Below are 25,974 nucleotides of genomic sequence, written 5' to 3'. Positions count from 1 at the left end.
TCAAAAATAATGCTCAAATGATTTCACAAACTATATACCTTGGAGGAAGGTTTTATAAGCATTTTCAACTTAAAATAAACTATTTCACAAACTTTTCTTTCATGAGATTGCATTAAAATATAAAAAACCGATAGGATCCTATCCTACCGGTCGTTATCTTATGATTGGCGTTGACCAAAGTCATGAATCATTTGTTCTAATACTTCACGACTAGGCGTTGTTAACATGTAAAGGTAATCACCTTGAAGTTCCGCAAAGGCTGCAGGCATATCTTTCTTGACACGGAATTGATCATGGTATTTAGCCAAAACTTCTTCTTCTGACAGAGCATAGGCTGCATTGGCACGACGAGAAGTTGCCAAGCAATAAAGGGGTTCAAACTCAGAAGCCGGGAAGGGTTCCCCTGCTACGATGGCAGCATAGCCACGGTACAAATCAATCGAGTGAGCGTAGTTGTAGACGTCGATGGTAAAGCCACCTGCAGGGCGATTATTGTACTCGATCGCAATATAGTCATCCCCATCGCGGAAGAACTCAATGTGGAAGAAACGTTCCTTCATACCAAAGGCTTTGACAATCGCTTCCCCGTATTGACGCAATTTTGGATCCATCTCTTTAAGAACATAATAAGAGTTGTCCATCTTGTAGAGCATCAAATCGAGTGGCGTATAAGCATAGTCAAATGTAGTTGAAAAAACAATGTTGCCGTCACGATCCACTAGACCATCAAAGGTACAAATCTCACTAGAAGTGACGAATTTCTCAAAGAAATACTCAGTATTGCCATCCCATTCTGCCTTGAAATGGTCCACATCTTCTGGCGTTTCGATCTTGAAGGTTGCTGCTGCTCCTACCCCATTGTCAGGCTTAGCAATCAATGGTAACCCAATCTTCTTCACGGCCTTATCAATGTCTTTTTCTGTTTTAACCACAGCACCCGGAACGACTGGGACTCCAGCCTTCTTGAAGAGTTTCTTCATTTCGGATTTGAACTTGGTTTTCTTCAAATCTTTTGGCTTAGCCCCGAAGACATTGAATTGCTCCCGAAGCGCTGCATCCAATTCCAACCAATACTCATTGTGGGATTCGATACGATCGATTGGACCATGTTTGTAAAAGAGAAAGGCTACCGCACGCTTCACTTCGTCCAGATTTTCCAAATTTTCAACTCGGAAATACTCTGTCAAACTATTGCGCAAAGGCTCATCTAACTGTTCGTACGGCTCTTGACCAATTCCCAAGACTGTGATTCCCTTGTTAGCTAGTTCAATGGTAAATTGTTGGAAATTTTGTGGATAATAAGGTGAAATAACAAGATAATTCATAGAGGTCTCCTCCCTTTTGACTTATAGATACATTTGTCCTAGGAAATAGGGCATTTGTTTGCGCCACCATTCCCAATCGTGGGCGACATCATGTCCCCATTCAGCGAACCAAGCGGGAATGTTTTTGTGATCAAAGGCTTCTTTTAGTTTGTAGAAAGATGGAAGCCCGCCTTGTTCCCAAGCTCCTAAACCAGTACAAACAACGATTTCGGCCTGACGGTAACGATCGATAAACCAGCCATCATTTTGGTTCCAGATATAATCAGATGGAGAGTTTTGGTAAATGGCTTCATCGCCTCCAAAATCACCAACAAAGAAACGAGCGTCATAGACACCACTCAAGGAAATCACTTTGTTGAAGACGTCTGGATGTTGCAAGAAGAAATTGAGGGCATGGTAGGCACCCATAGAGCAACCAGTTGTCATCATCGGGTCAAACCAGCCTGTTTTGTGTTTGATAAAAGGAATCGCTTCTTCAATCACATAGCGCTCGTAAGCACGGTGCATTTCAGCTCGATCATGAGGGTTTTTCCAATCACAAAGCCAGCTCTCACTATCCACACTCGAAAGGGTGAAGAATTGAACCCGACCTTCTTCGATAAACTGAGCACAAGCATCAATCATACCAAAGTCATAGTACTCGTTATGGCTTCCACCTGATGAAGCGAAGACCACAACAGGAATACCTGCGTGTCCATAGCGGTTCAAATACATTTCACGGTTAAGTTGGCCACTCCAGTGGCTTAGATGTTCAATATTCATAGGTTCCCTCTTTCTCTCTATTGATTTGTTCTGAGTCCATTAATCCCAATTTTCTGCCAAAAAACGAAGGCATTCTGGTAAATGTTCAGCCCAAGCTTCTTCGTGGTGAATAGCTCCAGATTGAATCCGAATGGCAATATGATTGAGATCCACCCCTTGTTGGATGACGTCATGATAATAACGAAGAGATGAATCAATATAGGCTTGCTTGATGTTCCCTGCCATCAGCGTTTTATCCGTTTCATCAGCTTCTTCAGTTCCCACATAAATGTAGATCCGTTGGTCTGCATATAATTTTTTGCGTTCAATATAGTGATTGAAGGCATCTTGGTGTAGCCAGTTAGCGGATGAAAAGACCCCTAAACAACCGATTTGATCTTGGTACTCTAAGCCCAAGAATTGGGTAATATTCCCACCCAAGGAAGAACCAATCATGGCTGTATGTTCTCTGTCAGCAAGCGTTCGGTATTCTTGGTCAATGAAAGGTTTGACCACTTCCATAACGAACTCTCCGTACTCAACGCCCTTGCCACCAAATTGCATTCCAGGAATATTAGATTCCTTGTATTTCCAGGCAGAGTATTCATTCATGCGTTGGAAACCATCATTATCGATCGCAACGACAATCATGCGGCTAATATCAGGATTCCGCTTAATGGCTGGAATCACCTTCCAGGAATGACCTGCAAAAGCTTCCTTGCTATAGAGAACATTCTGGCCATCATGAAAATAGACAACAGGATAGCGTCGATCAGTATCTGTTTCATAATTCTTAGGTAATAAGACTCTCACACGACGGAGTTTTCCGGTATAAGGCACTTTCAATTCGTGTGTCTTCATATCTAAATAAAAATAGGATTTGTTCATTGTCAGAAAACTCTCTATATTCTAAATTTTATTCATTATACCATTTTTAGAAGAAAAAGTCTGGATTTTCTCCAAACTTTTTCCTTTCTTGGGTTATTTTTCCATAAACTGAGCCAAATCTTGCAAGGAACGTTCGGCAATTTTCTCATAACGTTCCTTTTTATCCCGAATGCGTGGACCTTCTAGATCCTTGATAATCCCAAAGTTAACATTCATAGGTTGGAAATGTTTGCTGTCGGCATGAGTGATATAGTGGGCCAAGCTTCCGATAGCAGTTGTTTCAGGGAAAATAGCTGCTTCTTCTCCTTTAAAGAGGCGAGCTGCATTGATCCCAGCAACTAAGCCAGAAGCTGCAGATTCAACATAGCCCTCCACTCCTGTCATTTGACCTGCAAAGAAGAGGTTTGGTTGTTTCTTCGAACGATAAGTTTGTTCAAGAAGGTTTGGAGAGTCCATGTAAGAATTGCGGTGCATGACGCCGTAACGAACAAACTCCGCATTTTCTAAACCGGGGATCATTTGGAAGACCCGCTTTTGCTCACCCCATTTAAGGTGAGTTTGGAAGCCAACGATATTGTAGAGGCTAGCCGCCGCATTGTCTTGGCGAAGCTGAACGACTGCGTATGGCGTCTTAAATTCCCCATCACGAGGTCCTTTGTAATCATCCGGATACTCGAGTCCAACTGGCTTCATAGGACCATAGAGCATGGTTTTAATGCCTCGTTTAGCCATGACTTCAATTGGCATACAACCTTCGAAATACTTTTCTTTTTCAAAAGAGTTAAGCGGGGCTTCTTCCGCGTTAACCAAGGCCTCATGGAAATCCATAAACTCTTGTTTGGTCATTGGGCAGTTGAGATAGGCTGCCTCGCCTTTGTCATAGCGAGACTTGAGATAAACCTTGTTCATATCGACTGTATTAACATCGATGATTGGTGCCGCTGCATCATAGAAATAGAAGCCATCTCCACCATTGAGCGCGTGGATCTTTTCTGCCAAGGCATCGCTGGTTAGAGGTCCCGTTGCAACCAGTGTGATAGCATCTGTCGGCAATTCCGTAATTTCATCACGAATAACTTCAATGAGCGGGTGTTGGGACACCTTCTCGGTCACTCGGCTAGCAAAGCCTTCGCGGTCCACAGCCAGTGCTCCTCCAGCCGGCACACGAGTCGCTTCCGCTGCTTCAAGGATGACAGAACCCAAACGGCGCATTTCTTCTTTGAGGAGCCCGACAGCATTGGTCAACGAATCCCCACGAAGAGAGTTGGAACAGACTAACTCAGCAAAATTGTCTGTTTTGTGTTGCGGAGTGGATTTGACCCCACGCATTTCATAAAGCTTCACCGGGATACCTTGTTGGGCAATTTGGAAAGCCGCTTCCGAGCCAGCAAGGCCCGCACCGATAACATTGATATAAGATTGAGACATGACACTAATACCTCTTTGGATGTAACATAAGTCCATATCAAAAATCACTAGACTGTTTGACACCCACAAATCTTTCTAAATTCATACTTGGTCCATTATACCAAAAAGCTAAGTAAAAAGACAGACAGGAGGATTCCTGAATGTCTTTCCAAAATTATTTCTTCTTGAAAATGTATATCTCGTCACCCAGTTTTCTTTCATCTTTTACACTCAAACTTACTTCAGTATTCTTAGGTAATTTTTCAATTTCAACTATTTGAGCAAGTAAATATTTAAAATCAGAGTTTGTCCAATTGTCAATATCTTCATTAGTTACTTGGAGGTTTTGTTTTCGTACCTCTTTTATATTAATGTATATCTCAATACTAAAAGGCGAACGATTATCAACAACTCTTTTTAAGAGTATATCTCGATTACGGACGAGTGTCTCTTCATCGAGATTGTTGACTCTACTTGAGTCTAAATCCTCGATTAAGGGAGTGAGTTCTTCTACATCCGTCTTCAAAATTGCTTCTCTTTTTTCTCTCTCTTCAAGACGGATTTTAGGGTTGTCACTATATTCTTCTTTCGGTTCCAAAGAATAATTGAACATAAAGTGATAGTGATCCAATTCAACTGAATTTTTAATGTAAAGTTTCCTAAGCGCATCATCGCTTAAATATGTTGAAGTCAAGCTAGCACTTTGAAGTATCGTATTGTATGCTTTTTTAAATCGGTCATAGTCGTCACCACCAGAATCATACTCCATTTCTAAACGATAGACTGTCTTCATAGGAAAAACAAAGAAAATTTTCTTTTCAACTTCTTTAAGCTCCGGATTATATTTAAGGACTGGAGTTTTCTCAACATAGTCTTTTTCAAAATCCACATAGACATCAACTAATCGTCTAGCTCCTTTAATGTAATTCGGATATCTCTTATAATCAAAGGCAGCCGTCGAGTATTCTTCTGCTTCTAGTCCTGCAGCTTCTACTACGGAACGAATGTTTGAAATAGCTGTTTTAGCTAAATCACGATCGACTCTGTAGTTGTTACGTGCCGATAAAATAAATAACGTGAGAATAGGCAACAGTACGCCAATTACTTTCTTAATCACTTTGCTTTTCATTTCCCCTCCTAGCATGCAATTTTAAAAAAATCTTTACGATGATTATTTTCGTTCCAGTAAGAATCTTAAAGGGATCAATTTCCTGTTGATTGGTGATCTTTAAAAATTTTATAATTTTTTCTGACCTAGTGTCCTTCCAGATTTATTGACACAACCAGGCAGCTGATAATGCAGAGAGTATACTGAATAAGGATCCAATCAAATAATACTCCGCAAAGGCTGGATTTTCCGAAATTTTATTGTAGCGAGCGATGGACTTGGCTGTAAAGACCAGGCCGATCGAAGCAAATTGCCCATAGACGAGACAGGCACCGATCACCAAACGCTCTAAAAAACCAATCATAGAACCAGCCCCAGTGATCGTATCCATTTTCTTCTTGCTGGTGGGTTGATATTTAGTAAACAGAATTTTAAAAGCAATATTGCTTGGTTTCCCAACTAGGAGGACATAAAAGATTAGATTTAAAATGTCCAAGGGTAGATAGGTCGTGCCATTCTTCGCCCCCATAAGGACTAGACACGTAATGATACCAATATGCAAGACTTGATCCAGCGCAAAGGTCCATACAGTTGGTAATTTCAATTGTTTCTGAACTATTGGTTTTAAGAAATCTATTGCAGCATGGGTCAGTAAAATAACCAAGCAAATCCACCACAAATCTAGATGACAGAAGGAAACGACGATCAGAGGCAAAGCTACATATAGAATGTGAAGCCCTAGCACCTTTTTATCCTGATCCTTGCGATCCGCCATCTTTTGGCTTTGAAAATAATAATCTGATAGTAAATGACAAATCAACAAGAGAATCAAGTATGGATTCACTACGATACTAGACAATCCGCTCATCTTCCTCTCCTTTCACTGTGCTTTGTATACTAGCCAGGGCAGCTGCTCTCCCCCGTAAATAAACACGGATACTGCTACTCTTTAACCGTTTAGAGAGGGCACTTGGGTTGATAGATAGTGATTGTGCCAAATCCTGCTGACTAAAGGACTCGCTATATACGGATCTCTTTAGAAGATTGAGCAAGATCTCTTCCTGACTATCCCGCCAACTCGAACGAATGGCTTCTCCAGAAGCGATGAGGGCGTTCACAAAAAAGTCTTGGTTTTCCTTCCCGCTTGAAAAATAAATCTGTGTATTGCCATAGTCATTTTTCTGATGAACAAAATTGATGGCTGCGCGTGCATTCCAATAAGCTGGACCATCTGCTCCAACACTTTGCAAGGGATCAATAGCTGTTACAATCTCCCCAAGGCCAATTCCAAAACGAAGCTGAGTAGGGGTTAGTTCTGAACGTAAGGTATCGATGATTTGAAAAACTGGAGCATCCACTTTTAAAAGCGCTTGAAACTCATCCCCCAAGGTTAAGGTAAAACAGGATGCCAAATAGTCCGCAAAAAGTCCATTTATCTTTTGAAGCGTTATTTCTAACTGTTTTTGCAGGTCAAAACGTTCTTGTACCATTTTGGAATCGATGACATCTGCAATCAAAGCAAGATACATAAGCCCACCTCCTTGTGTCTATTATAACGAAAAAAAACAAAAATGTCTATTATAACAGACATTTATAAAAATTGCCGTTATAATAGACATTGAATCATGTAAAAGATTATTTCACTTTTTCTTCTTCGTAGTCCCCATTGCTACAAACGACTTGTTTGCCACCGCCACGGACTTTCTTCTCAACTAAGTAATGACCACATTTAGGACAATCCCGGCCGATTGGCTTGTCCCAAGAAGTGAATTCACAGTCTGGGTAGCGATTACAGCCATAGAAGATACGATTTCGTTTGGTTTTACGCTCAATGATTTGTCCCTGATGACAGTTTGGACATTCCACCCCAATTTCTTTGACAATCGCTTGGGTATGGCGACAATCTGGGAAATTACTACAAGCATAGAACTTACCAAATCGTCCTAATTTAATCACCATCGGGCTGCCACAGACTTCACAATCAAAACCAGCTGGTTCGTCTTTGATTTGGATTTTTTCCATCTCTTCTTCAGCCTTGGCGACTTCTTTAGAGAATGGTTTGTAGAAGGCATCAATGACTTTTTGCCACTCTTCTTTTCCAAGTTCGACATCATCGAGTTTCCCTTCCATCTCCGCTGTGAAGGTCACATTGACAATATCTGGGAAAAACTCAACAATCAGTTTATTAACGATCTCCCCTAATTCCGTTGGTTCAAAGCGTTTAGCTACCAGCTTCACATAATAGCGTTTTTGAATAGTCTCAATCGTCGGAGCATAGGTTGAAGGGCGACCTACTCCATTTTCCTCCAACGTCTTAATCAAAGTCGCTTCAGAATAACGGGCCGGTGGTTGGGTAAAGTGTTGCTCAGGCTTGCTATTGACCTGCTTGACGATATCGCCTTCTACCATGTCCGGCAACATCTTGTTTTTGTCTGAATCATTATAAATCGCCAAATAACCGTCAAACTTTACCTGACTCCCATTCGCTGTATATTGAACCCCATTTTGACCTAAACGGACATTCATCGTATCAAAGACAGCTGCCGTCATCTGGCTAGCGACAAAACGATTCCAAATCAAGGTGTAGAGTTTCAATTGGTCTTTGTCCAAGTATTTAGCAATGCTCTCAGGAGTATTGAAGACGCTAGACGGACGAATCGCTTCGTGGGCATCTTGGGCACCAGAAGCATTCTTCACACGGCTTCCATGCTTAGAATATTTCTCACCGAAGCGATCCACGATAAAGTTAGCTGCCTCATTTTGCGCAACCGGACTGATCCGAGTGGAGTCGGTACGCATATAGGTAATCAAACCTTGAACACCAGAGCCAATATTGATTCCTTCGTACAATTGCTGAGCGACCATCATGGTCTTGCGTGTACGGAAGTTGATCTTATTGGCTGCATCCATCTGCATAGAAGAGGTGGTGTAAGGAAGTGGTGCATTCCGACGACGTTCTTTCTTTTCAACTTTTTCAACGGTAAAATCTTTGCCATCTAAGCGTTCAAGAACTGCTTTCACCTCTTCATTGGTGTTGAGCTTCATCTTCTTGCCATCAATCCCATAGAAGCTAGCTTGGAATTGTTTGGTCCCTTTTTTGAAGACACCATCAATGGTCCAGTATTCTTCCGGCTTGAAATCATTGATTTCATTTTCTCGATCAATGATTAATTTGAGGGCAACAGATTGCACGCGCCCTGCAGAAAGTCCTTTTTTTACCTTTTTCCAAAGAATAGGCGAAATTGAATACCCTACAATCCGGTCCAAAACCCGACGTGCTTGTTGGGCATCGACCAAGTCCATATCGATTTGGCGCGGTTCTTTAAAGGCGTTTTTAACTGCATCCTTGGTGATTTCGTTAAAGACCACACGGTTCTTTTCTTTGGCATCCAAGTTCAAAATATGAGCCAAATGCCAAGAAATAGCTTCTCCTTCTCGGTCCGGGTCACTTGCGAGAAAGACTTGTTTGGCTTTTTTAGCTTCTTTTTTCAAATCATTGATCAAGGGACCTTTTCCACGAATATTGATATATTCCGGTTCATAGTTATTGTCGAAGTCAATCGACATGGTTGATTTTTTCAAATCCCGAATATGACCAACACTGGCCATGACTTTATAGTTACGACCAAGGTATTTCTCGATTGTTTTCGCCTTAGCAGGAGACTCCACAATCACCAAATTTTTCTTGGTTGTACTGCTTTTCTTTTTTGTTACCACGTTTTATCCCTCTGTATTGTATAAATCTCATTGAGTTTAATACATTTTAAGAAAGATGTCAACTAGGAACTTCTCCTATAGGAAAATCACAATTCGTATTTCAATTCATCAAGAATGTCCTGGCCTGATGTGACAAGCTTTGCACCTTCTTGAATCAAGTGATGGCAACCTGCAGATTTTCCATCTAAAATGTTTCCTGGGATTGCAAAAACATCTCGTCCTTCCTCCATAGCCCTTTCACAAGTAATTAAACTTCCTGAACGAAGTCGTGCCTCTGCCACAATCACGGCCTGACAGAGTCCCGCAATGATGCGATTTCGCTCTGGAAAATGAAACTTAAGAGGGGCCTGTCCTGGGCCATACTCGCTCAAGACAAGATGGTGTTCTCCCATGTAGGTCTGTAATTTCTGATTGCTTTTCGGATAAAAAACATCCAGCCCCGTTCCTATGACTCCGATGGTCTTTCCACCATTGCGAATGCTGGCATAATGCGCTGTCGCATCAATCCCCTTTGCTAGTCCACTGACGATGACCAGTTCATTCCCAAGTTCCTTAATAATTTTCTCTACAGATCGCACCCCCTCTCGCGTTGTCTCTCGAGCTCCTACGACTGCAATCTTCGGTTTGGTTAACAGCTCCAAATCTCCTTGGTAAAAAAGGAGTGCAGGAGGATTGTAGATCTGTAGCAATTCCTCAGGGTATTCAGGATCAAAAATGGATAAAGATGGGAATCGTTCAAAGTCTTTATGTAATTGGTCGTCATCTAGTTGCCGGTATTTGTCTACAAAATGAATGATACTGCGACAGCCAGCTATCCTTGCTATCTCTTCTAAGCTTGGCAAGATTTGATCTTTCTTACAGTAATCTAAGACTCTCAAGACTTGCTCATTTGATAAACCGGCTGATTTTAATTTAAAGATTTCAAATTTCTCCATGGTCACCTTCTACTTCCTCTCACTTATTTATTCGAAAAAGAAAAGAAAAAGCTCTATTACTAGAACTTTTTTTGATTTGGTGATGAATAAAAGTAGGATGCAGCGCCAATTAGGTTGCTCTCATTATGAAAGCGAGCCGCTTGGATGGGCAAGGCCTCAAATTGTTCCTGCCCTCTTTGAGAGAGAAGGTCATGGTATTGGCGATTGATTTCATCGATCAGTAGCGGTTGGCTACTAATGCCCCCTCCAATGGTCACCTTCTCAAGTCGCAACAAAGATTGAAGATTAAAAATCAGAATAGCAATATCATAGCAATAGGCCTGAAACAAGCTTGTCAGCTCCTCGTTACCCCCTTGATCAAGAGCCCTGAAAACAGCTATACCATCTGCCTTTTCTAGGTTCAAGATGTGACTAGCTTTCTCAACAAATTGAACAGCTGAACCGGTGTTTTCCAAAAGATTGGAAATGCCTTGCAAAAAGAGTTCACGATGAAAGCGACGATTTTCGGGCGTTCTTTCTGTCTTATCAATGGACCGAATGTATTCTGTCAGTTGCCATCCTCTCAATAAATCACCATTAGAAAGAAGAGCAAGTCCAACTCCTGTCCCTAAGACCAAGGTCGCCCCGCACGGACAATCTTTTAGATTGCCAAGCCTTGCTTCTGCTAGACCTGCAGCATCACCATCATTTATAACTGTTACTGGTAAATCAAAGGTTTGCTTCAGCTTACTAGCCAAGGGAATGTTGCTCAAATAAGGGATGAGACCGCCTCGAAAGACAAAGCCAAGTGTCTTTTGGATCTCACCAGGACATGAAATGGCGATCCCGTCGATTTGTTCCCGAACAGGATCAACAATTCCTTCTAATCCTTGCCAAAACTCCTCAATCGTAGGTGGCGTCGGGATCTTGTCTGTATGAACCAAGTGATAGTTCAGATCCATCAGACCGTACTTAATAAAGGTTCCCCCAATATCGATGGTAAATAGCATAGCCTAGTCCTCACACATTGATTTGACAGGTTCAAATGAACGCCGGTGGATAGGAGTCACTCCTAGCTGGTAGAGGCCAGCCAGATGGTTAGCAGTCCCATAGCCAGCGTTCTGAGCAAAATCATACCCCGGATATTCTCGATCAAACTCCTCCATCATCTGATCCCGAGTCACCTTAGCTACGATAGAGGCAGCAGCAATGGATAAGGAATTAGCATCTCCTTTGATGATACTAGTTTGAGGAATAGAAAGATCCAACTTCATGGCATCAATCAAAAGATGCTGGGGTTGAGGATCTAGCTGACCAATAGCCTCCATCATGGCTAGTTTCGTAGCTTCATAGATATTGACCTGGTCAATCACCTGATTGTCCTTGACGCCGATGCCGATCGCAATAGCTTCTTGGAGCACAGCCTCATAGATTTCCTTGTGTTTGGATTTTGGAATCTTTTTACTATCGTTGAGGCCTGGAATCTTAGAACCTTTGGGTAAGATCACAGCAGCTGCAACAACCGGACCCGCTAATGGGCCACGTCCCACTTCATCCACTCCTGCAATGAGCTCCATCCCACGCGCATAGCATTCCTTTTCATAGGCCAGCATTCCTTCCAAGCGCTCATCTTCATCTAAACATTTTTGGATTTCCCTTTTTCGCTTTGCGATTGCTTGGATAACACCAGATCTACTATCCTGTTCCAATTCAGCCAATAAAGGATCGTCTAACTGCTGGATGTCTGCTAATTGTTCTTTAATTTCCTTAATGGTTGCCATCAATTTCCCCTACGCGATCCAGCGTATACCGTCCTAATTTCCCATCGCGCACATCTTTAACAAAGAGTTGGTAAAAACGGTCATAATCCTCGCGAAATCCCAATTTTTGAGTCATCTCCATAATAATTTCAGGAGCTTCTTGCTCCAGGTCCATTTGTTTAAAACGCTCTTGTAAAACTGCTGGATAGTGCTCTTTAAAATAGTTAAGGCCAAAGATGGTCACTTCATCCATTGGAAGCAACTGATCCTTGATAGCGCCTGTTAAAGCGAGCTTTAAGGCCACTTCTTCATCTTCAAATTTGGGCCAAAGAATCCCAGGAGTGTCCAAGATTTCGAGATCCTTATTGGTTTTCAACCATTGTTGCCCCTTGGTCACCCCTGGTTTATTACCAACAACAGCAATCTTTTTCCCTGCTAAGCGGTTCATAAGAGTGGACTTCCCAGCATTGGGAATCCCGATGATCATGGTCCGAAGGGTTTCAATTTGAATCCCACGTTCCTTTTGACGAGCAATTTTATCGGCCATCAAGCTCTTAGCAGCTTCTGTGACCTTCTTAACCGTCGACTGCTCTTTGGAGTTGATCGCCAAGGTTTTGATGCCTTGCGATTCAAAATAGTCCTGCCATTCTTTTGTTGCCACAGGATCTGCCAGGTCTACCTTGTTCAAAATCATCAATTTAGGCTTTTCGCCAACAATTTTTGTTAACATGGGATTTTGACTTGATAGGGGCAAACGAGCATCTACCAAAACCGTCACAAAATCCACGAATTTTAAATTTTCTTGTACTTGTCTTCTAGCTTTGGACATGTGTCCAGGAAACCATTGAATAGTTGCCATAATCTCATTTCCTTTCCAGTTCAATCTCCTCTATTATACCATGTTTTCTTGAATTCTCAGTGATTAATAAAAACACTAAAAAGAAGCTACCGAAGTAACTTCTATTTTATATTCTAGCGAATTTGCTCAAAATGCAAATGCACGGCAATATGGTCACCATAGCCACTCCGTTCCAAATCGCGTTGCAAGCGATAAGAAATATAATGCTCCGCGATAGTAATATAGCCTGCACCAAGCAAACGATGCTCTACCATGGATTGGATCATACTGATCGTTGCGCGTTCTACTTGAGCTTCATCCAAATCCATGGCAACTTTCTTCGTTACTTGAGCTAGATTTTGTCGCAAATCATCTGTCAAAACATAGACCACTTGCGCTGCTTTCAAAATAGCTTGGTAAATTTTATCCGGGTTGAATTCAACCACTTCTCCACTACGTTTAATGACTTCCATCGGAGTCTCCTTTATCCATTATTTTTTCATGAATACTCCATTTCCGTAAGACAAGGAATGAAGACCTACTACTTTATTATATAATTTTTTTGCCAAGAATCAAAGCTCTTTTCAGGAATCTCTTTCGCTATCTAGATGAGAAATTTCTAACGATCACTTTTCTCCATGACCACTTCTTCTTTTTTATAGCTGTAAGTCAATCTCCAAAGATGGTCAGAGACATGGTCCAAACGGAAGGTCTTCAAAATTTTCTTCAGAGATAACTTCTCCATCTCTACTTTTCTAAGGAGTTCCACGAGTAGTTCACCACCAGCATTGACAGCAATCAGCTGATCTTCGTCACTATCATATTGGAGAAGGACTGTTTTAGTCGGTTTATAGAAAACATTGTAGAGATTATAGGCTCTATCGATTTCAAAATGTTTCTCCTTATTGGCTTCTCGTGAGTAACGGTGAATCGTAAGGGGACCGATTTGAAAAGCTCCTGCTAAACTAAAAATAAATCCTAAAGCCGCGATCGATTCCCAAAGAAGATTGAGTAGCTTGGAATCGAAATCAAATATGAAATGAACTAGGAACAAAATAATTCCTGTACCAAATCCAATTAAAAGTAAGAGTGCACCGATGCATCCAGCTTTTTCTCCTGTTTTAATGGTCGGTTTATCGTAGATCATCACACCCTCTAATTTTTCAAGGCTATGACGTTCTTTAAATTTTTCTAGTTCAGTTTTTTCTGAATCCTTTTTTTCTAGCTCTGTTTTTTCTAACTCTGACATACATTCCTCATAACATTTTTTAATAATCCGGTCTTAAAACACCTGTTATGATCTCTTTGGTTGCATGGTAATCCCCATCTACTACAACCTTGATAATGCGTTTTGCTTCTTCTGCCGGTGCTGGCACCAATGGCAAACGAGTTGGCCCTGCTTCAAAGCCCATATAGTTCAAGACAGCTTTGACAGGAGCTGGACTCGGATAAGAGAAGAGAGCATTGACTTTAGGGATAAATTGACGTTGGATGGCCGCAGCCTTTTTAATATCATTGTGCTCAATGGCTTGGAACATCTCATACATCTCATCCCCATTTGTATGAGAGGCTACTGAGATCACCCCATCTGCACCAAGGTTCATAGCGTGGAAAGCATCTCCATCTTCCCCTGTATAGACGAGAAATTCTTCTGGCTTGTGTTCAATCAAGTAAGCCATATTAGCAAGAGTTGTACACTCTTTAACCCCGATAATGTTTGGATGTTCTGCCAAACGAAGCATGGTTTCAGGGGTCATTTCCACTACCACGCGTCCAGGAATATTGTAGATAATAATCGGAAGATTGGATGCATCCGCAATGGCTTTAAAGTGTTGATACATACCTTCTTGGGATGGTTTGTTATAGTAAGGAACGATAGCCAATCCTGCTGCGAATCCACCAAAAGCATCCACTTCTTTAACGAACTCGATTGAATCGCGAGTTTCATTGGTTCCGACACCAGCGATCAAAGGAACTCGACCATTGACAATCTTTTGTACAGCTGCAAAGAGCTCCAATTCCTCATCGTGGGTCAGGGTTGGACTTTCCGCAGTCGTACCAGCTAAGAGAATCCCGTCTGTATGATGAGCCAAGAGGTGCTCGATCAAGGCAGGAAGAGCGTCAAAATTAATGGTCCCATCTTCATGGAAGGGGGTGATAAATGCAGTGATGATTTTACAATCTTTTAAATCACTATAAGACATAGAAAAACCTTTCTCTATATAAGAAAGAGGCTGGGGCATCCTTGCCTTTGCCTCATGATCTGTTCATAAAACAAGTTGATTTGCTAGGTAGCTGATGAAGAAATCAAACTCTTCGAGTTACTGATTTCTGAAGCGTGACGCAGTGGTTGATTGGAACTACTCATGTTTGCAACATTCGTACTTCCTAATCAACTGTGCGGGGGCAAAACTACGAAATCAAACTCTTCGAGTTACTGATTTCTGTTTTGCTCTCTATTTCAATTCAAACTTCAATTCAGCTGTTGGACCTACGAGTCCACGTTCATGAAGGGTTTCTGCGATTTGAACGGAGTTCCAAGCGGCACCTTTGAGGAGGTTGTCTGAAACCACCCACATGTGGATCCCTTTTTCAGCATCCAAGTCTTTACGGATACGTCCAACGAAGGTATCACGTGAACCGACAGCATTAACTGCTTGAGGATAGATTTGGTGAGCAACGTCGTCTTCAAGGACGGCACCTGGGAAGGCAGCAATCGCAGCTTTCACTTCGTCAATTGGTGCCACTTCTTTAGTTTCAATGTAGACTGACTCAGAGTGAGCTGACAAGACTGGAATCCGCACACATGTTGCTGAAACAGCAATGCTATCATCTTCCATGATTTTCTTGGTTTCATTCGTCATCTTCATTTCTTCGTATGTATAGTCGTTTTCTGTGAAGACATCAATTTGAGGAAGAGCGTTGAAGGCGATTGGATAGTGTTTCTTATCTCCACCTGAAGGCAAGATTTCAGCTTTTACATCACGTGGATTAACGCCATCATTTAATACTTCCTTCAACTCACGTTGGGTTTCAAGAATAGCTCCCATACCAGCACCTGAAACAGCTTGGTAAGTAGACACGATAATACGTTCCAAGCCCCATTTTTGACGGACTGGCTCAAGAGCGACCATCATTTGGATCGTTGAACAGTTTGGACAAGAGATAATGCCGTTATGAGCATCAAGCGCATGTGCGTTCACTTCAGGAACAACCAATGGGACGTCTGGATTTTGACGGAAATAAGAAGTGTTATCCACTACTACTGCGCCTGCTTTCACAGCGTATGGTGCATATTTAGCAGATGTTGAACCGCCAGCTGAGAAAAGGGCAATATCAACCCCTTCGAAAGCATCTTCAGTCGTTTCTTCAATAGTCACATCTTGACCCTTGAATTGCAAGACCTTCCCTGCAGAACGTGCAGAGGCAAGGTAGCGAATTTTATCGATTGGAAGTGTTGATTCTTCCAACATTTTGATCATTTGAGCACCAACGGCACCTGTAGCACCGACAACAGCAACTGTGTATCCCATAGTAAATCCTCTTTCAAAATTTTCTAAAAATTGAGTATTTGTACTATTATACAATTTTTTGGCATAAATGAAAAGTACCAACAGTAGGAAAAAATCCTGATAACAAGACCAGGATTTTTGATGGTTATTAATAATAAATAGCTTTTTAGTTAAGGTCATAGTTCAAATCACTTAAATCTTTCTTACCTTGTGTTTCTTCAGTAAGAAATGGAACTTGATGGATCCCCTTTACACCTGCTACGATAGACGCCGGAAATGAAACAATTTCTTGATTGATGTGGCTAATATTACTGTTGACAATTCGCTTCGCTGCAGCAAGATCTTCGTTTTCATCAGCAATTTCCTTTTGCAAGGCCAAGAATTGGTTAGAAGACAAAAGCTCTGGATAGTTTTCACCGACTGCACGAATTTGTGCCAAGACATCGTTTTGATTGGTTATGACTTGGTTGGATTCTTGAATGCTCGCTCCTTGGCGTAAAGCAACTAAATCGGTAAAGAGCCCTTGTTCATGTTTTGCATAAGCTTTCGCTACTTTTAGCATTTCCGAAATGGTATCATAGCGTTTTACGAGGACGATATCGACCGTTCTCTTTGATTCTTCAATGGTCACAAGATAACGATTGAGGCGATTTCCTACACTAATAAACCAAATAGCCAATAGGCCAACAAATATGATTAAGCCGATAATGAGATTCATGATGTTTCTCCTTCAAAAATTGCTGTTATTTCTTTAATTAAATCCAGTTCTTTGCATAATTTATGATATTCAGACACCAAAGATAGTTGATCAATATCTTCCGGTTTTTGGGGAGTCGGAAAGATATAACGATCGGTATACAAAGAAATATAGAGTTTCTTTTCTTTCAAAAATACACACATGGCATTTTGAGAAATTTGTCGATCAAACCATTCTAACATCTTAGGGGTGAGAAATTTACGGGCAGACAGTTCATCTGTACAGTAGATATTGTAATTCTCGTTATTGCGAATATCCTCTGTTTCAATCTGAACTTCATCTCCTCTGGCTCCAGGATAAACCCCATTCACCTCCCTCTTAAATAGAAAGGATTTCTTGGTTGGCACAACCCGAAGATGACCGGAGAAATTGATCGGTAGATATAAAGAGAACACTTGTCCAAGGAAATCTGTAACTTCCACATGTTCCGTCCTCGTATGTCCATTGGAGGTCCGGTAACGAGTCTCCGTATGATGGGCATAGAGATTTGACACCGTCAGCTCTTTGTCATCATGAAATGATAGCTCTTTGAAACATAGAAAATCAGTTGACCGAGGACATAAATGCGAAAGAGCTTCAGAAGGGATGGAACCATCCTCTTTGATCGAAGCCTTAGGAAAAACTTCCTTTAATACAGGCGATAGGATATCATCAAGATAGATCTCATCGTTCGAACGAATTCGATCCCCAAACAAGGCTTTTCGTTTTTTATATTGTGGCCAATAATACAAACCTACAACTAAAAGTATCAAAGGAATAGCTGCAAAACGCAATAAAATGAGAGACAGTATGGCACAAACAATACCAAAGGATCGCAAAACATTCCATTGTAGATTGTTCTTCATTTGTTCTCGGATTAATCCGATTGCATCCTGAAATTGTTTGGAGTTTTCTAGCTCCTCAATTTTATGCGAATAGTCTATAGATGCTGGATCATTAGAATGATAGAAATCTCCCAATCAACTCCACTCCTTTCCGACATTAGTCACTTTACTATATTATAACACCAACGTAACTTTGTAGCAATTGTATTATAATAGTTTTCAGTTCTTTGAAGAAACAAAAAAATCCTGATCCAAAGATCAGGATTCGAGGCACCTATCGGTGAGAGCAGCCGGTTCACACAACTACTCAAGGTCCGCTCCTGCGTTACAATTGAATGTAGACCTCCTCAGCGCAAAAGGCTCCTAAGAGCCAATCGACTCATCGCATGAAACTAGTTTATCATGGAGTTCTTCATCTGTCAAGAAACGGGAGCTTGTTTTCTTACAGGACATACAAAAACTTTTCATTGCTCTTTCAAAGTTGACACAGGACCATTTAAGGTTTTTTGCATCCAGACGATATCATGCCATTTATTAAACTTATAGCCAATCTTTGGAAAATGAGCCACTTGAACATACCCCCGCTTTTTATGCATGGAGATGCTGGCTTCGTTAGGAACTGCAATGCAAGCCAGAAAGCGTAAGTAACCTCGTGCTTCTAACTCTTCTTCTAAGGCAGTATAAAGGGCTGACCCAATCCCTTGTCCACGTGACTCTTTTGCTACATAAATAGACAATTCAGTGGTCCAATCATAGGCAGCGCGTGCATAATAGGTCGAGGCATAGGCATAACCCACAACTTTCCCATCAACTTCTGCGACTAAATAAGGAAATTGAGTCAGTGTTTTTGTGATACGTCTTTCAAATTCCTGGACAGTCGGCACATCGATCTCAAAGGTGATGGCTGTCTCTGTCACATAAGGTTGGTAAATCGCTCGGATAGTCGCTGCATCACTAAGTTGAACAGGTCGAATAATCATGGTGTCCTCCTAAATAAATTACACCTAGTATACCGATAAGGCTTCTTACTGTCAATGAAGGATTGTAATGAACTTATTGTTTCACTTTTTAGCAAAAGAAATTAAATAGAGAAAAGTTGAGAAACCTGTCTCAAGTTTTTTAGATTAATTAGCTTGTTTACTTGAAAATTGGCTATTGTAGAGCTCATAGTAGAAGCCCCTGTCTGCCAATAAGGATTGGTGGTTTCCTTGCTCAATGATTTGTCCATCTTTGAGGACAAGGATTTTATCTGCTTCTTGAATGGTAGACAAGCGGTGAGCAATGACAAAGCTAGTCCGTCCTTTCATCAAATTCTTCATCGCTTTTTGAATCAAGAGCTCTAAACGCGTATCGACAGAAGACGTCGCTTCATCCAAAATCAAAATCTTAGGATCAGCAAGGAGCGCACGCGCAATCGTTAGGAGTTGCTTTTGGCCTAGAGAAATATTGCTAGACTCCTGGTTCATTTCCATATTGTAACCACCAGGAAGTGTCCTGATAAAGTGATCGACATTGGCTGCCTTTGCAGCTTCAACAATTTCTTCATCCGTTGCTTCTAAGTTACCAAAGCGAAGATTTTCTTTGATGGTTCCCTCGTACAACCAAGCATCCTGAAGTACCATCCCAAATTGCTTACGGTAATCTTGGCGAGACAGATGGCGAATATCATGACCATCCACCGTAATCGATCCCGCAGTCACATCGTAAAAGCGCATGAGCAGATTAATCAGGGTTGTTTTCCCTGCTCCGGTAGGTCCGACAATAGCCACCATTTCACCTGGTTTCACTTCTAGGTTAAAATCACGAATCAAGGGTTTATCCGCTACATATTGGAAATCAACATGTTTAAAGCTAACTTGCCCTGTCAAATCTCCAGAGAGTGTTTCTGTCACCTCTGCCACTTCATCTGGTTCATCCATGACTTGGAAAATCCGATCTAGTGACGATTTAGCACTTTGGAGTTGGCCGGCTAATTGGGTCAAGTTTTGAATGGGTTGATTGATCTGCCAGACATACTGAACGAAGGCCTGCATATTCCCGACTGTCAAACGACCCGCTAACACTTGCAAGCCCCCCATCAAAGCGATCAACAGATAGGTCAAATCTGAAATTCCATTTAAAATCGGCATCATTAAGCCGGAAATGAAATTGGCTTTGAATCCTACCTTTTGTAGGTGATGAGTAATATCATGAAACTCTTCCTGGGAAGATTTTTCTCGGACATAGAGCTTAAGGATATTGAAACCTGTTAAATTTTCTTGAACGAATCCGTTCATTGCCCCCAAAACTTCTGCCTGCTCTTTAAAGTAAGGCTGAGATTTTTTCATGATAAATCGAGCACTGAAATAAGTGATCGGAATGGACAAGATCACCACCATCCCCAATTGGATATTTAAGTACAAGACCATGCTGATGACAAATAGCAAGGTAAAGATAGCGTTGACGATTTGTAAGAAGGACTGTTGCAAGGCATTAGAGACAGTTTCGACATCGCTAGTAAAACGTCCGAGCAAATCTCCAAATTGATGCCGGTCAAAATAAGAAACCGGAATGTGATTGATTTTATGAGACAAATCATTTCGCATGTCCTGAACGGTTTTTTGAACAGCATTGGTCATGAAATAGTTGGAATAATAAGATCCCAACTCATAGAGGACCCCACGGAATAGATAGAGCGTCATAATGATAGCGATGTAGGAAGTATTCAGACTAGCTCCTGCAAGGCCTTTTGCCATATCCATGAGATTCTTTGTCAATTCCGTAATGGCAAGTCCCAAAACAAAGGGTTCGACAACACTCATGATGACACTTAGGATTTTTAAGAAAATGGACAAGCAAACTTCCAAGCGATAGGCTCTCAAGTAAGTCCATAGTCTACTAAAACTGTTTTGTTCTTGTTTCATCTGCTTCTCCTTTCTATTCCTCTGTTAATGATGGACTATCGAGCTGCGAATTAGCGATTTCACGATAGATTTCATTACTTTCCATCAATTCATCGTGAGTTCCTCGACCGACGATCTCCCCTTGATCCAAGACAATAATTTGATCCGCATCCATAATGGTTCCCACACGTTGCGCCACGATCAAGACGGTCGCATCTCCTGTAACTTCTTTCAGACGCTTCCGCAAAGTGGCATCCGTCTTGTAGTCCAAGGCAGAGAAAGAGTCATCAAAAATAAAGACATCTGGATCTTTGACAACAGCACGAGCGATGGACAAACGTTGTTTTTGACCACCTGAAAGGTTACTTCCGCCTTCTGCCAAATGCGTGTCAAAACGTTCCTCACGACTGTCAATAAAATCCTTGGCTTGGGAAATATCTGCTGCTTGTTCTAGCTCTTCTACAGATGCGTCTTCTTTCCCATAACGAAGGTTTTCAGCAATGGTTCCTGTAAAGAGTAAGGCCTTTTGCGGAATAAAACCAATCTTTTGGCGAAGGGCTTTCAGATTGTAGTCGCGAACATCCACACCATCGACCAAAATTTTCCCTAGGGTGACATCATAGAATCGAGGAATTAACTGTACCAGTGAAGATTTCCCAGAACCCGTCGAACCGATAAAGGCAATTGTTTCACCAGGTTTGGCCTGAAAGGAAATGTTGTGAAGAACTGGACTCTCCGTCTCACCTGGATAAGCAAAGGTGACATTATCAAATTCCAAATAGCCACGAGATGCTGTCTCTGTGACACCATTCTCATTCGGATCAATCGAAATTGGCATGTCCATGATTTCCTTGAGACGCCGGCTAGAAACCGCAGTCCGAGGATACATAGTAAAGAGATTGGCTAAAAAGAGGAAAGATAAGAGCGCGTGGAAGCTATACTCAATAAAGGCAACCAAATCCCCAATTTTCAAACTACCGTCATGAAGAGGATCCAAGGCAAACCAGACAATCGCTACAATCATCGCAATGATGATCTGCACAAACAGAGGTTCTGTCAAACCAGTTAGTTTGAACAATTTATTCGAGTTTTCCGCATAGACTTCATTTTCAGCTGCAAATTTATCCTCTTGGAATTCTTCGCGGGCAAAGGCACGAATCACTCGAAGACCTGTCAAATTTTCACGCGCAAACTGATTGAGATGGTCAAGGGTCTTTTGTTGCTTCTCAGAAAGTGGACGAGTCTTGACTGCTACATACCAGACAACGACGGCAAGAAAGGGTACAGATACTGCTACAATCCATGCTAGAGAAGGACTGGTTGTCAGAATCAAGAGAACGCTGGAAACCATCATCAAGGGTGTGATGACGCCCATCTTCAACATAGAATCCGCAAACTGCATCAAAACAAATGCGTCCGAAGTCAAGCGAGTGACCAATGACGATACCCCAATTTGCTCATACTCACGATGCGAGTACTCCTGTAACTTGGCATAGAGGTCATTGCGCATATCGCGCACCATGGTCGTCGTTAGCTGGCCAACCGCGTAAGATAAGATAATTCGACCCACAATCCCTAGCAAAATAATCGCAAACATGACCCAGCCCCAGAAATAAAGCCGATCCACATCACGTGGGTTAATCCCCTCATCAATCATGCGAGCCAGAATCGTTGGCAAACCTAAATTGACAATGACAAAAAGGACGGCCGAAAATAGATTCAGGGCTAGCCACTTGGGATACTTTTTCAAGTAAGACCAAATATATTGCATAGATGATTCTCCTTTTCCATAAATAATTTCCTAGATCACACAGAAAAGAGGGAGCGAGACGAAATCATTTTCAAAGAAAATCATTCCTGCCCCAGTCCCATCTGTAGTCTCATTCATTATACCAAACTAGCTATAAAAGTAAAGCAAAAAAGCAGGTTTCCCTGCTCTTCAGTTGCTTTATTTCGTGCGTTTGAATTTAGCATTTTTAAGAATCATAAGATCCCCTTGGTTGCTATTACTTAACTTAGAAAGATCAAATGTCAAATAGTCACCATCGACCTTGTATGTAATCTTTTCTCCACTACCATCTTTTGACGCGATTGTTTTCTCTTTTTGATTGATTTTGACTTCATAAGATCGCTTATTCTTTTGACCAGCCACTTCACCCGCGATGCTGAGTGTTCCTTTTGAATCTTTGATCTTAATGGAAACTTCAAAATTAATAACATCTCCAATAGACTCTAATTGACTACCTGATAAGCCTTGCTCCTCAAGAATTTTTTTGAGTTCAGTTTTTGATGGTTTGTAGACATAAGTCCCGTTATCACTTTTGGCACCACATGCCACCAAGAGGACTGCTGCAAAAACTGCAACGAAAGCTAAAAGAATACGTTTAATATTTTTCATAATTCATCTCCTAATGTACTTTATAATCAGATTTTACCATTATTCTAATTCTGATTCAAGATATTATAAAGAAGAAAAAGAGCAGATACTCTCTGCCCTTCTCTTGTATTATTTTGTGCGCTTGAATTTAGCGTTTTTGAACATTTCCAAAGCTGCTGCGTGATCTGAACTTTCCTCTCCAGATAAATCAAAAGTGAATACATCGCCAGAAACTTTGTATTTAACCTTTTCACCTTCACCTGTTTTTGATTGAAGAGTTTTCTTTTGTTGGTCAACTTTCATATCAAATGATTGGTCTGTTTTTTGTCCCATCATTTCACCTTTAATTTTAAGGCTACCTTTTTTGTCTTTAATGGTTACTGAAACTTCCAATTTAACATTGTCGATCAATGCATCTACGCTTGAACTTGGAGCACCTTGTTCTTCAAGGATCTCCTTCACTTCAGATTTTGTAGGTTTGTAGACATAAGTCCCATTATCACTTTTGGAACCACATCCCACCAAAAGAACTACTGCAAAAACAGCAACAAAAGCTAAAAGAATGCGTTTAAAGTTTTTCATAACTTCTCCTTCTTAGTTAGAATAAGCCTATTATATCAACAATTTCAATGCACTGCAATGAAAGTTTATAAATGTCATATTCTTGTAATATTTCTTTCATAAACAAAGAAAAATAAAAAGGCAGGATGTAAATCCCGCCCTGACGGATTATTTAACTTTTTTGAACTTAGCAATTTTCATGTAGTTATTAAACATGTCTGTGTCACCCATTAAAGAATTCTTCACATCCTTAATCGTTAACACATTTCCTGAAACTTGATAAGTAATTTCCGCTTTCCCATACTCATTTTCTGAGACAAGAGTTTTAGCTTTTTGGTCTACTTCCAACTTAATCACTTGATTAACATTTTGACCACCTGCATTCGTGTCTACTTTCATCTCGCCTTTCTTATCCTTAATTGTAATAGAAATAGTAAATGAGTAATTATCACCTATCAAAGATTGAAATTCACTTGGCATAATTTCTTTGATTTCATCTTTAGTAGGCTCAAACACGTAAGTACCGTTGTCGCTTTTTGCGCCACAAGCTACCAAAAAGACTGCTGCAAAGACAGCTACAAAAGCTAATAAAAGACGTTTAAAATTTTTCATCATCTTCTCCTTTTATGATATAATTTAAAGCCATTATAGCAACAAATCAGAAACATCTCAAGGGCATAAAGTAATTGTAAAATGATTGTAACATCATTAAAACTGCACTATTTAGTAGGGTTTAGAGAAAATTAATCAGAACTACAGATAAGGTCGCGTTATAGAAGAATTCAATTCACATCTATCATCACTATATTTAACAACAAAAAAACCGAGGATTAACCCTCGGTTTTCATATTGATTGGAAACTCTATTATTTAAGAGTAACTGAAGCTCCAGCTTCTTCCAATTTAGCTTTGATTTCTTCAGCTTCAGCTGTAGCAACACCTTCTTTGATAACGCCAGGTGCACCATCAACAAGTTCTTTAGCTTCTTTAAGACCAAGACCAGTGATTTCACGTACAACTTTGATAACGCCGACTTTCTTGTCGCCTGCAGATGTCAATTCGATATCGAATGAATCTTTAGCAGCACCTGCGTCAGCAGCACCAGCTGCAGCAACAGCTACAGGAGCAGCTGCAGTTACACCAAATTCTTCTTCGATAGCTTTTACAAGGTCGTTCAATTCAAGGATTGAAGCTTCTTTAATTTCAGCAATAATGTTTTCAATGTTCAATGCCATTGTTATTTCCTCCAAATAAGTTTTAATTTTATAATTTTATTTTTTTGTAGCTAGGCTACGCTGCGTAGCTTAAGATTAAGCTGCGTCTTCTTTGTTGTCTGCAACCGCTTTGACTGCAAGAGCAACGTTGCGCACTGGCGCTTGAAGTACAGAAAGGAGCATAGAAAGAAGTCCTTCGCGGTTTGGAAGAGTTGCAAGTGCAAGAATCTCTTCTTTAGATGCGACAGCGCCTTCGATTGCACCACCTTTGATTTCAAGTGCTTCAGCGTCTTTTGCAAAATCGTTCAAGATTTTCGCAGGTGCGATAACATCTTCGTTAGAAAATGCTACTGCAGAAGGTCCAACGAATACAGATGCAAGATCTTCAAGACCAGCTTTTTCAGCTGCACGACGCAAGATTGAGTTTTTGATAACTTTAAACTCAACTTCGCTTCCGCGAAGGTTGCGACGAAGAACTGTATCTTGCTCAACTGTCAAACCGCGAGAATCTACAACGACGATTGATGCAGCAGCTTTCATTTTTTCAGCTACTACGTCAACAAGTTCCGCTTTTTTAGCAATAATTGCTTCACTCATTAGTGTGTTCACCTCCGTAATTATTTTGCTTGGGGAATTTTTCCAAAAGAAAAACGCGCCCAAACCTAGACACGAAAGTACAATACGCTTCTTTTAATTGATACGTTTTGTCCTCGGTAGGATTTTTATGAGTCGAGCTCCCCTACTGTCTTAGGCAGTTTTTTCAAACCATGGACTAGTTTATCACATATAAAAAAAGAATGCAAGTACTTTTGCAAACTTTTTTTATATTTTTTAGTCGTTGTAAAGGCTCTTGATATTATTCAACCAAGCATAGGCTAGTCCCATTAGGACTCCTCCTCCTACCCAGTTGGCAAAGAAGGTAACACCATAGTGACGTAAAATATTTAAAAATTCAAAATGTGGCAATTGGCTAGATACTGAATTAAAGCTTAATAATGAAAAAGAAGCAAAATTAGCCGCCAAGTGTTCATTGGTCATAAAGACAAACATATAAATAGCAGATAGGGCTAAGAGCACCTTCGCTGTTTCATCTTTGAAATATAGATAAGAAAGAATAGCAATATTTACAAAGATATTGGCAATGACACCT

The 25,974-nt window shown here is 40.8% G+C and carries 27 protein-coding genes and 1 other annotated feature; all 27 genes read right to left on the bottom strand.

Annotated elements, in window-relative coordinates; all coding sequences use genetic code 11:
• Positions 1 to 158: 158 nt before the first annotated feature.
• On the bottom strand, positions 159 to 1,325 hold the full coding sequence (locus tag ADI76_RS03800) for an ATP-grasp domain-containing protein (RefSeq protein ID WP_049514823.1): 1,167 nt from the start codon (positions 1,323 to 1,325) through the stop codon (positions 159 to 161).
• A gap of 21 nt (positions 1,326 to 1,346) precedes the next feature.
• Positions 1,347 to 2,087: an esterase family protein gene (locus tag ADI76_RS03795; RefSeq protein ID WP_003007387.1), complete on the bottom strand. Its 741-nt coding sequence runs from the start codon at positions 2,085 to 2,087 to the stop codon at positions 1,347 to 1,349.
• A gap of 39 nt (positions 2,088 to 2,126) precedes the next feature.
• On the bottom strand, positions 2,127 to 2,954 hold the full coding sequence (locus ADI76_RS03790) for an alpha/beta hydrolase (RefSeq protein ID WP_049514822.1): 828 nt from the start codon (positions 2,952 to 2,954) through the stop codon (positions 2,127 to 2,129).
• Between the two features lie 93 nt (positions 2,955 to 3,047).
• Positions 3,048 to 4,382, bottom strand: coding sequence for a methylenetetrahydrofolate--tRNA-(uracil(54)-C(5))-methyltransferase (FADH(2)-oxidizing) TrmFO (trmFO, locus tag ADI76_RS03785; RefSeq protein WP_049514821.1), 1,335 nt, complete (start codon positions 4,380 to 4,382; stop codon positions 3,048 to 3,050).
• Positions 4,383 to 4,536: 154 nt separating this feature from the next.
• The gene (locus ADI76_RS03780; RefSeq protein WP_065428408.1) at positions 4,537 to 5,490 is read right to left on the bottom strand and encodes a hypothetical protein; all 954 of its coding nucleotides are present in this window, start codon (positions 5,488 to 5,490) and stop codon (positions 4,537 to 4,539) included.
• A gap of 142 nt (positions 5,491 to 5,632) precedes the next feature.
• Positions 5,633 to 6,337, bottom strand: coding sequence for a DUF3307 domain-containing protein (locus tag ADI76_RS03775; RefSeq protein WP_049514820.1), 705 nt, complete (start codon positions 6,335 to 6,337; stop codon positions 5,633 to 5,635).
• Positions 6,321 to 6,998, bottom strand: coding sequence for a SatD family protein (locus ADI76_RS03770; protein ID WP_049514819.1), 678 nt, complete (start codon positions 6,996 to 6,998; stop codon positions 6,321 to 6,323). The genes ADI76_RS03775 and ADI76_RS03770 overlap by 17 nt, the downstream gene beginning before the upstream one ends.
• 106 nt (positions 6,999 to 7,104) lie before the next feature.
• Positions 7,105 to 9,186 (bottom strand): type I DNA topoisomerase, encoded by a 2,082-nt coding sequence (topA, locus tag ADI76_RS03765; RefSeq protein WP_031573190.1) that lies wholly within the window; start codon positions 9,184 to 9,186, stop codon positions 7,105 to 7,107.
• An 86-nt stretch (positions 9,187 to 9,272) separates the two neighbouring features.
• Positions 9,273 to 10,121: a DNA-processing protein DprA gene (gene dprA / locus ADI76_RS03760; protein ID WP_049514833.1), complete on the bottom strand. Its 849-nt coding sequence runs from the start codon at positions 10,119 to 10,121 to the stop codon at positions 9,273 to 9,275.
• Positions 10,122 to 10,180: 59 nt separating this feature from the next.
• On the bottom strand, positions 10,181 to 11,110 hold the full coding sequence (locus ADI76_RS03755) for an ROK family protein (RefSeq protein WP_049514818.1): 930 nt from the start codon (positions 11,108 to 11,110) through the stop codon (positions 10,181 to 10,183).
• Between the two features lie 3 nt (positions 11,111 to 11,113).
• Positions 11,114 to 11,881 carry a ribonuclease HII gene (locus ADI76_RS03750; protein ID WP_049514817.1) on the bottom strand — a complete coding sequence of 256 codons (768 nt, stop codon included), beginning with the start codon at positions 11,879 to 11,881 and terminating at the stop codon, positions 11,114 to 11,116.
• Positions 11,868 to 12,719, bottom strand: coding sequence for a ribosome biogenesis GTPase YlqF (gene ylqF, locus ADI76_RS03745; RefSeq protein ID WP_049514816.1), 852 nt, complete (start codon positions 12,717 to 12,719; stop codon positions 11,868 to 11,870). Before ylqF ends, ADI76_RS03750 begins: the two co-directional genes overlap by 14 nt.
• 113 nt (positions 12,720 to 12,832) lie before the next feature.
• Positions 12,833 to 13,171, bottom strand: coding sequence for an ATP cone domain-containing protein (locus ADI76_RS03740; RefSeq protein WP_049514815.1), 339 nt, complete (start codon positions 13,169 to 13,171; stop codon positions 12,833 to 12,835).
• Positions 13,172 to 13,317: 146 nt separating this feature from the next.
• The gene (locus ADI76_RS03735; RefSeq protein WP_049514814.1) at positions 13,318 to 13,947 is read right to left on the bottom strand and encodes a hypothetical protein; all 630 of its coding nucleotides are present in this window, start codon (positions 13,945 to 13,947) and stop codon (positions 13,318 to 13,320) included.
• Between the two features lie 19 nt (positions 13,948 to 13,966).
• Positions 13,967 to 14,902: a 4-hydroxy-tetrahydrodipicolinate synthase gene (dapA, locus tag ADI76_RS03730; RefSeq protein WP_037607907.1), complete on the bottom strand. Its 936-nt coding sequence runs from the start codon at positions 14,900 to 14,902 to the stop codon at positions 13,967 to 13,969.
• 252 nt (positions 14,903 to 15,154) lie between these two features.
• Positions 15,155 to 16,231 carry an aspartate-semialdehyde dehydrogenase gene (locus tag ADI76_RS03725; protein ID WP_049514813.1) on the bottom strand — a complete coding sequence of 359 codons (1,077 nt, stop codon included), beginning with the start codon at positions 16,229 to 16,231 and terminating at the stop codon, positions 15,155 to 15,157.
• Between the two features lie 145 nt (positions 16,232 to 16,376).
• Positions 16,377 to 16,928, bottom strand: a complete 552-nt coding sequence (locus tag ADI76_RS03720; RefSeq protein WP_023918183.1) for a LemA family protein — start codon at positions 16,926 to 16,928, stop codon at positions 16,377 to 16,379.
• Complete coding sequence (locus ADI76_RS03715) at positions 16,925 to 17,926, bottom strand: DUF3137 domain-containing protein (RefSeq protein WP_049514812.1); 1,002 nt, start codon at positions 17,924 to 17,926, stop codon at positions 16,925 to 16,927. Before ADI76_RS03715 ends, ADI76_RS03720 begins: the two co-directional genes overlap by 4 nt.
• Before the next feature lie 329 nt (positions 17,927 to 18,255).
• Positions 18,256 to 18,771 (bottom strand): GNAT family N-acetyltransferase, encoded by a 516-nt coding sequence (locus ADI76_RS03710; protein WP_049514811.1) that lies wholly within the window; start codon positions 18,769 to 18,771, stop codon positions 18,256 to 18,258.
• Between the two features lie 144 nt (positions 18,772 to 18,915).
• Complete coding sequence (locus tag ADI76_RS03705; protein ID WP_049514810.1) at positions 18,916 to 20,694, bottom strand: ABC transporter ATP-binding protein; 1,779 nt, start codon at positions 20,692 to 20,694, stop codon at positions 18,916 to 18,918.
• Positions 20,695 to 20,707: 13 nt separating this feature from the next.
• Positions 20,708 to 22,444 carry an ABC transporter ATP-binding protein gene (locus ADI76_RS03700; RefSeq protein WP_049514809.1) on the bottom strand — a complete coding sequence of 579 codons (1,737 nt, stop codon included), beginning with the start codon at positions 22,442 to 22,444 and terminating at the stop codon, positions 20,708 to 20,710.
• Positions 22,445 to 22,621: 177 nt separating this feature from the next.
• Entirely contained in the window at positions 22,622 to 23,071 is a 450-nt protein-coding gene (locus ADI76_RS03695; protein WP_049514808.1) for a hypothetical protein, read from the bottom strand.
• A gap of 108 nt (positions 23,072 to 23,179) precedes the next feature.
• The gene (locus ADI76_RS03690) at positions 23,180 to 23,632 is read right to left on the bottom strand and encodes a hypothetical protein (protein ID WP_049514807.1); all 453 of its coding nucleotides are present in this window, start codon (positions 23,630 to 23,632) and stop codon (positions 23,180 to 23,182) included.
• 147 nt (positions 23,633 to 23,779) lie between these two features.
• Positions 23,780 to 24,223, bottom strand: coding sequence for a hypothetical protein (locus ADI76_RS03685; RefSeq protein ID WP_049514806.1), 444 nt, complete (start codon positions 24,221 to 24,223; stop codon positions 23,780 to 23,782).
• Between the two features lie 253 nt (positions 24,224 to 24,476).
• Entirely contained in the window at positions 24,477 to 24,845 is a 369-nt protein-coding gene (gene rplL, locus ADI76_RS03680; protein WP_003016256.1) for a 50S ribosomal protein L7/L12, read from the bottom strand.
• A 75-nt stretch (positions 24,846 to 24,920) separates the two neighbouring features.
• Positions 24,921 to 25,421, bottom strand: coding sequence for a 50S ribosomal protein L10 (gene rplJ, locus ADI76_RS03675; RefSeq protein ID WP_003001722.1), 501 nt, complete (start codon positions 25,419 to 25,421; stop codon positions 24,921 to 24,923).
• 38 nt (positions 25,422 to 25,459) lie between these two features.
• Positions 25,460 to 25,594, bottom strand: a sequence feature (ribosomal protein L10 leader region).
• Positions 25,595 to 25,655: 61 nt separating this feature from the next.
• The coding region (locus ADI76_RS03670; RefSeq protein ID WP_049514805.1) for a formate/nitrite transporter family protein at positions 25,656 to 25,974 on the bottom strand (319 nt) is incomplete at its 5' end.

It is taken from the genome of Streptococcus parasanguinis (assembly GCF_001074805.1).
Classification (GTDB): Bacteria; Bacillota; Bacilli; order Lactobacillales; family Streptococcaceae; genus Streptococcus; species Streptococcus parasanguinis_A.
This window is presented reverse-complemented; position numbering and strand designations above follow the sequence as displayed.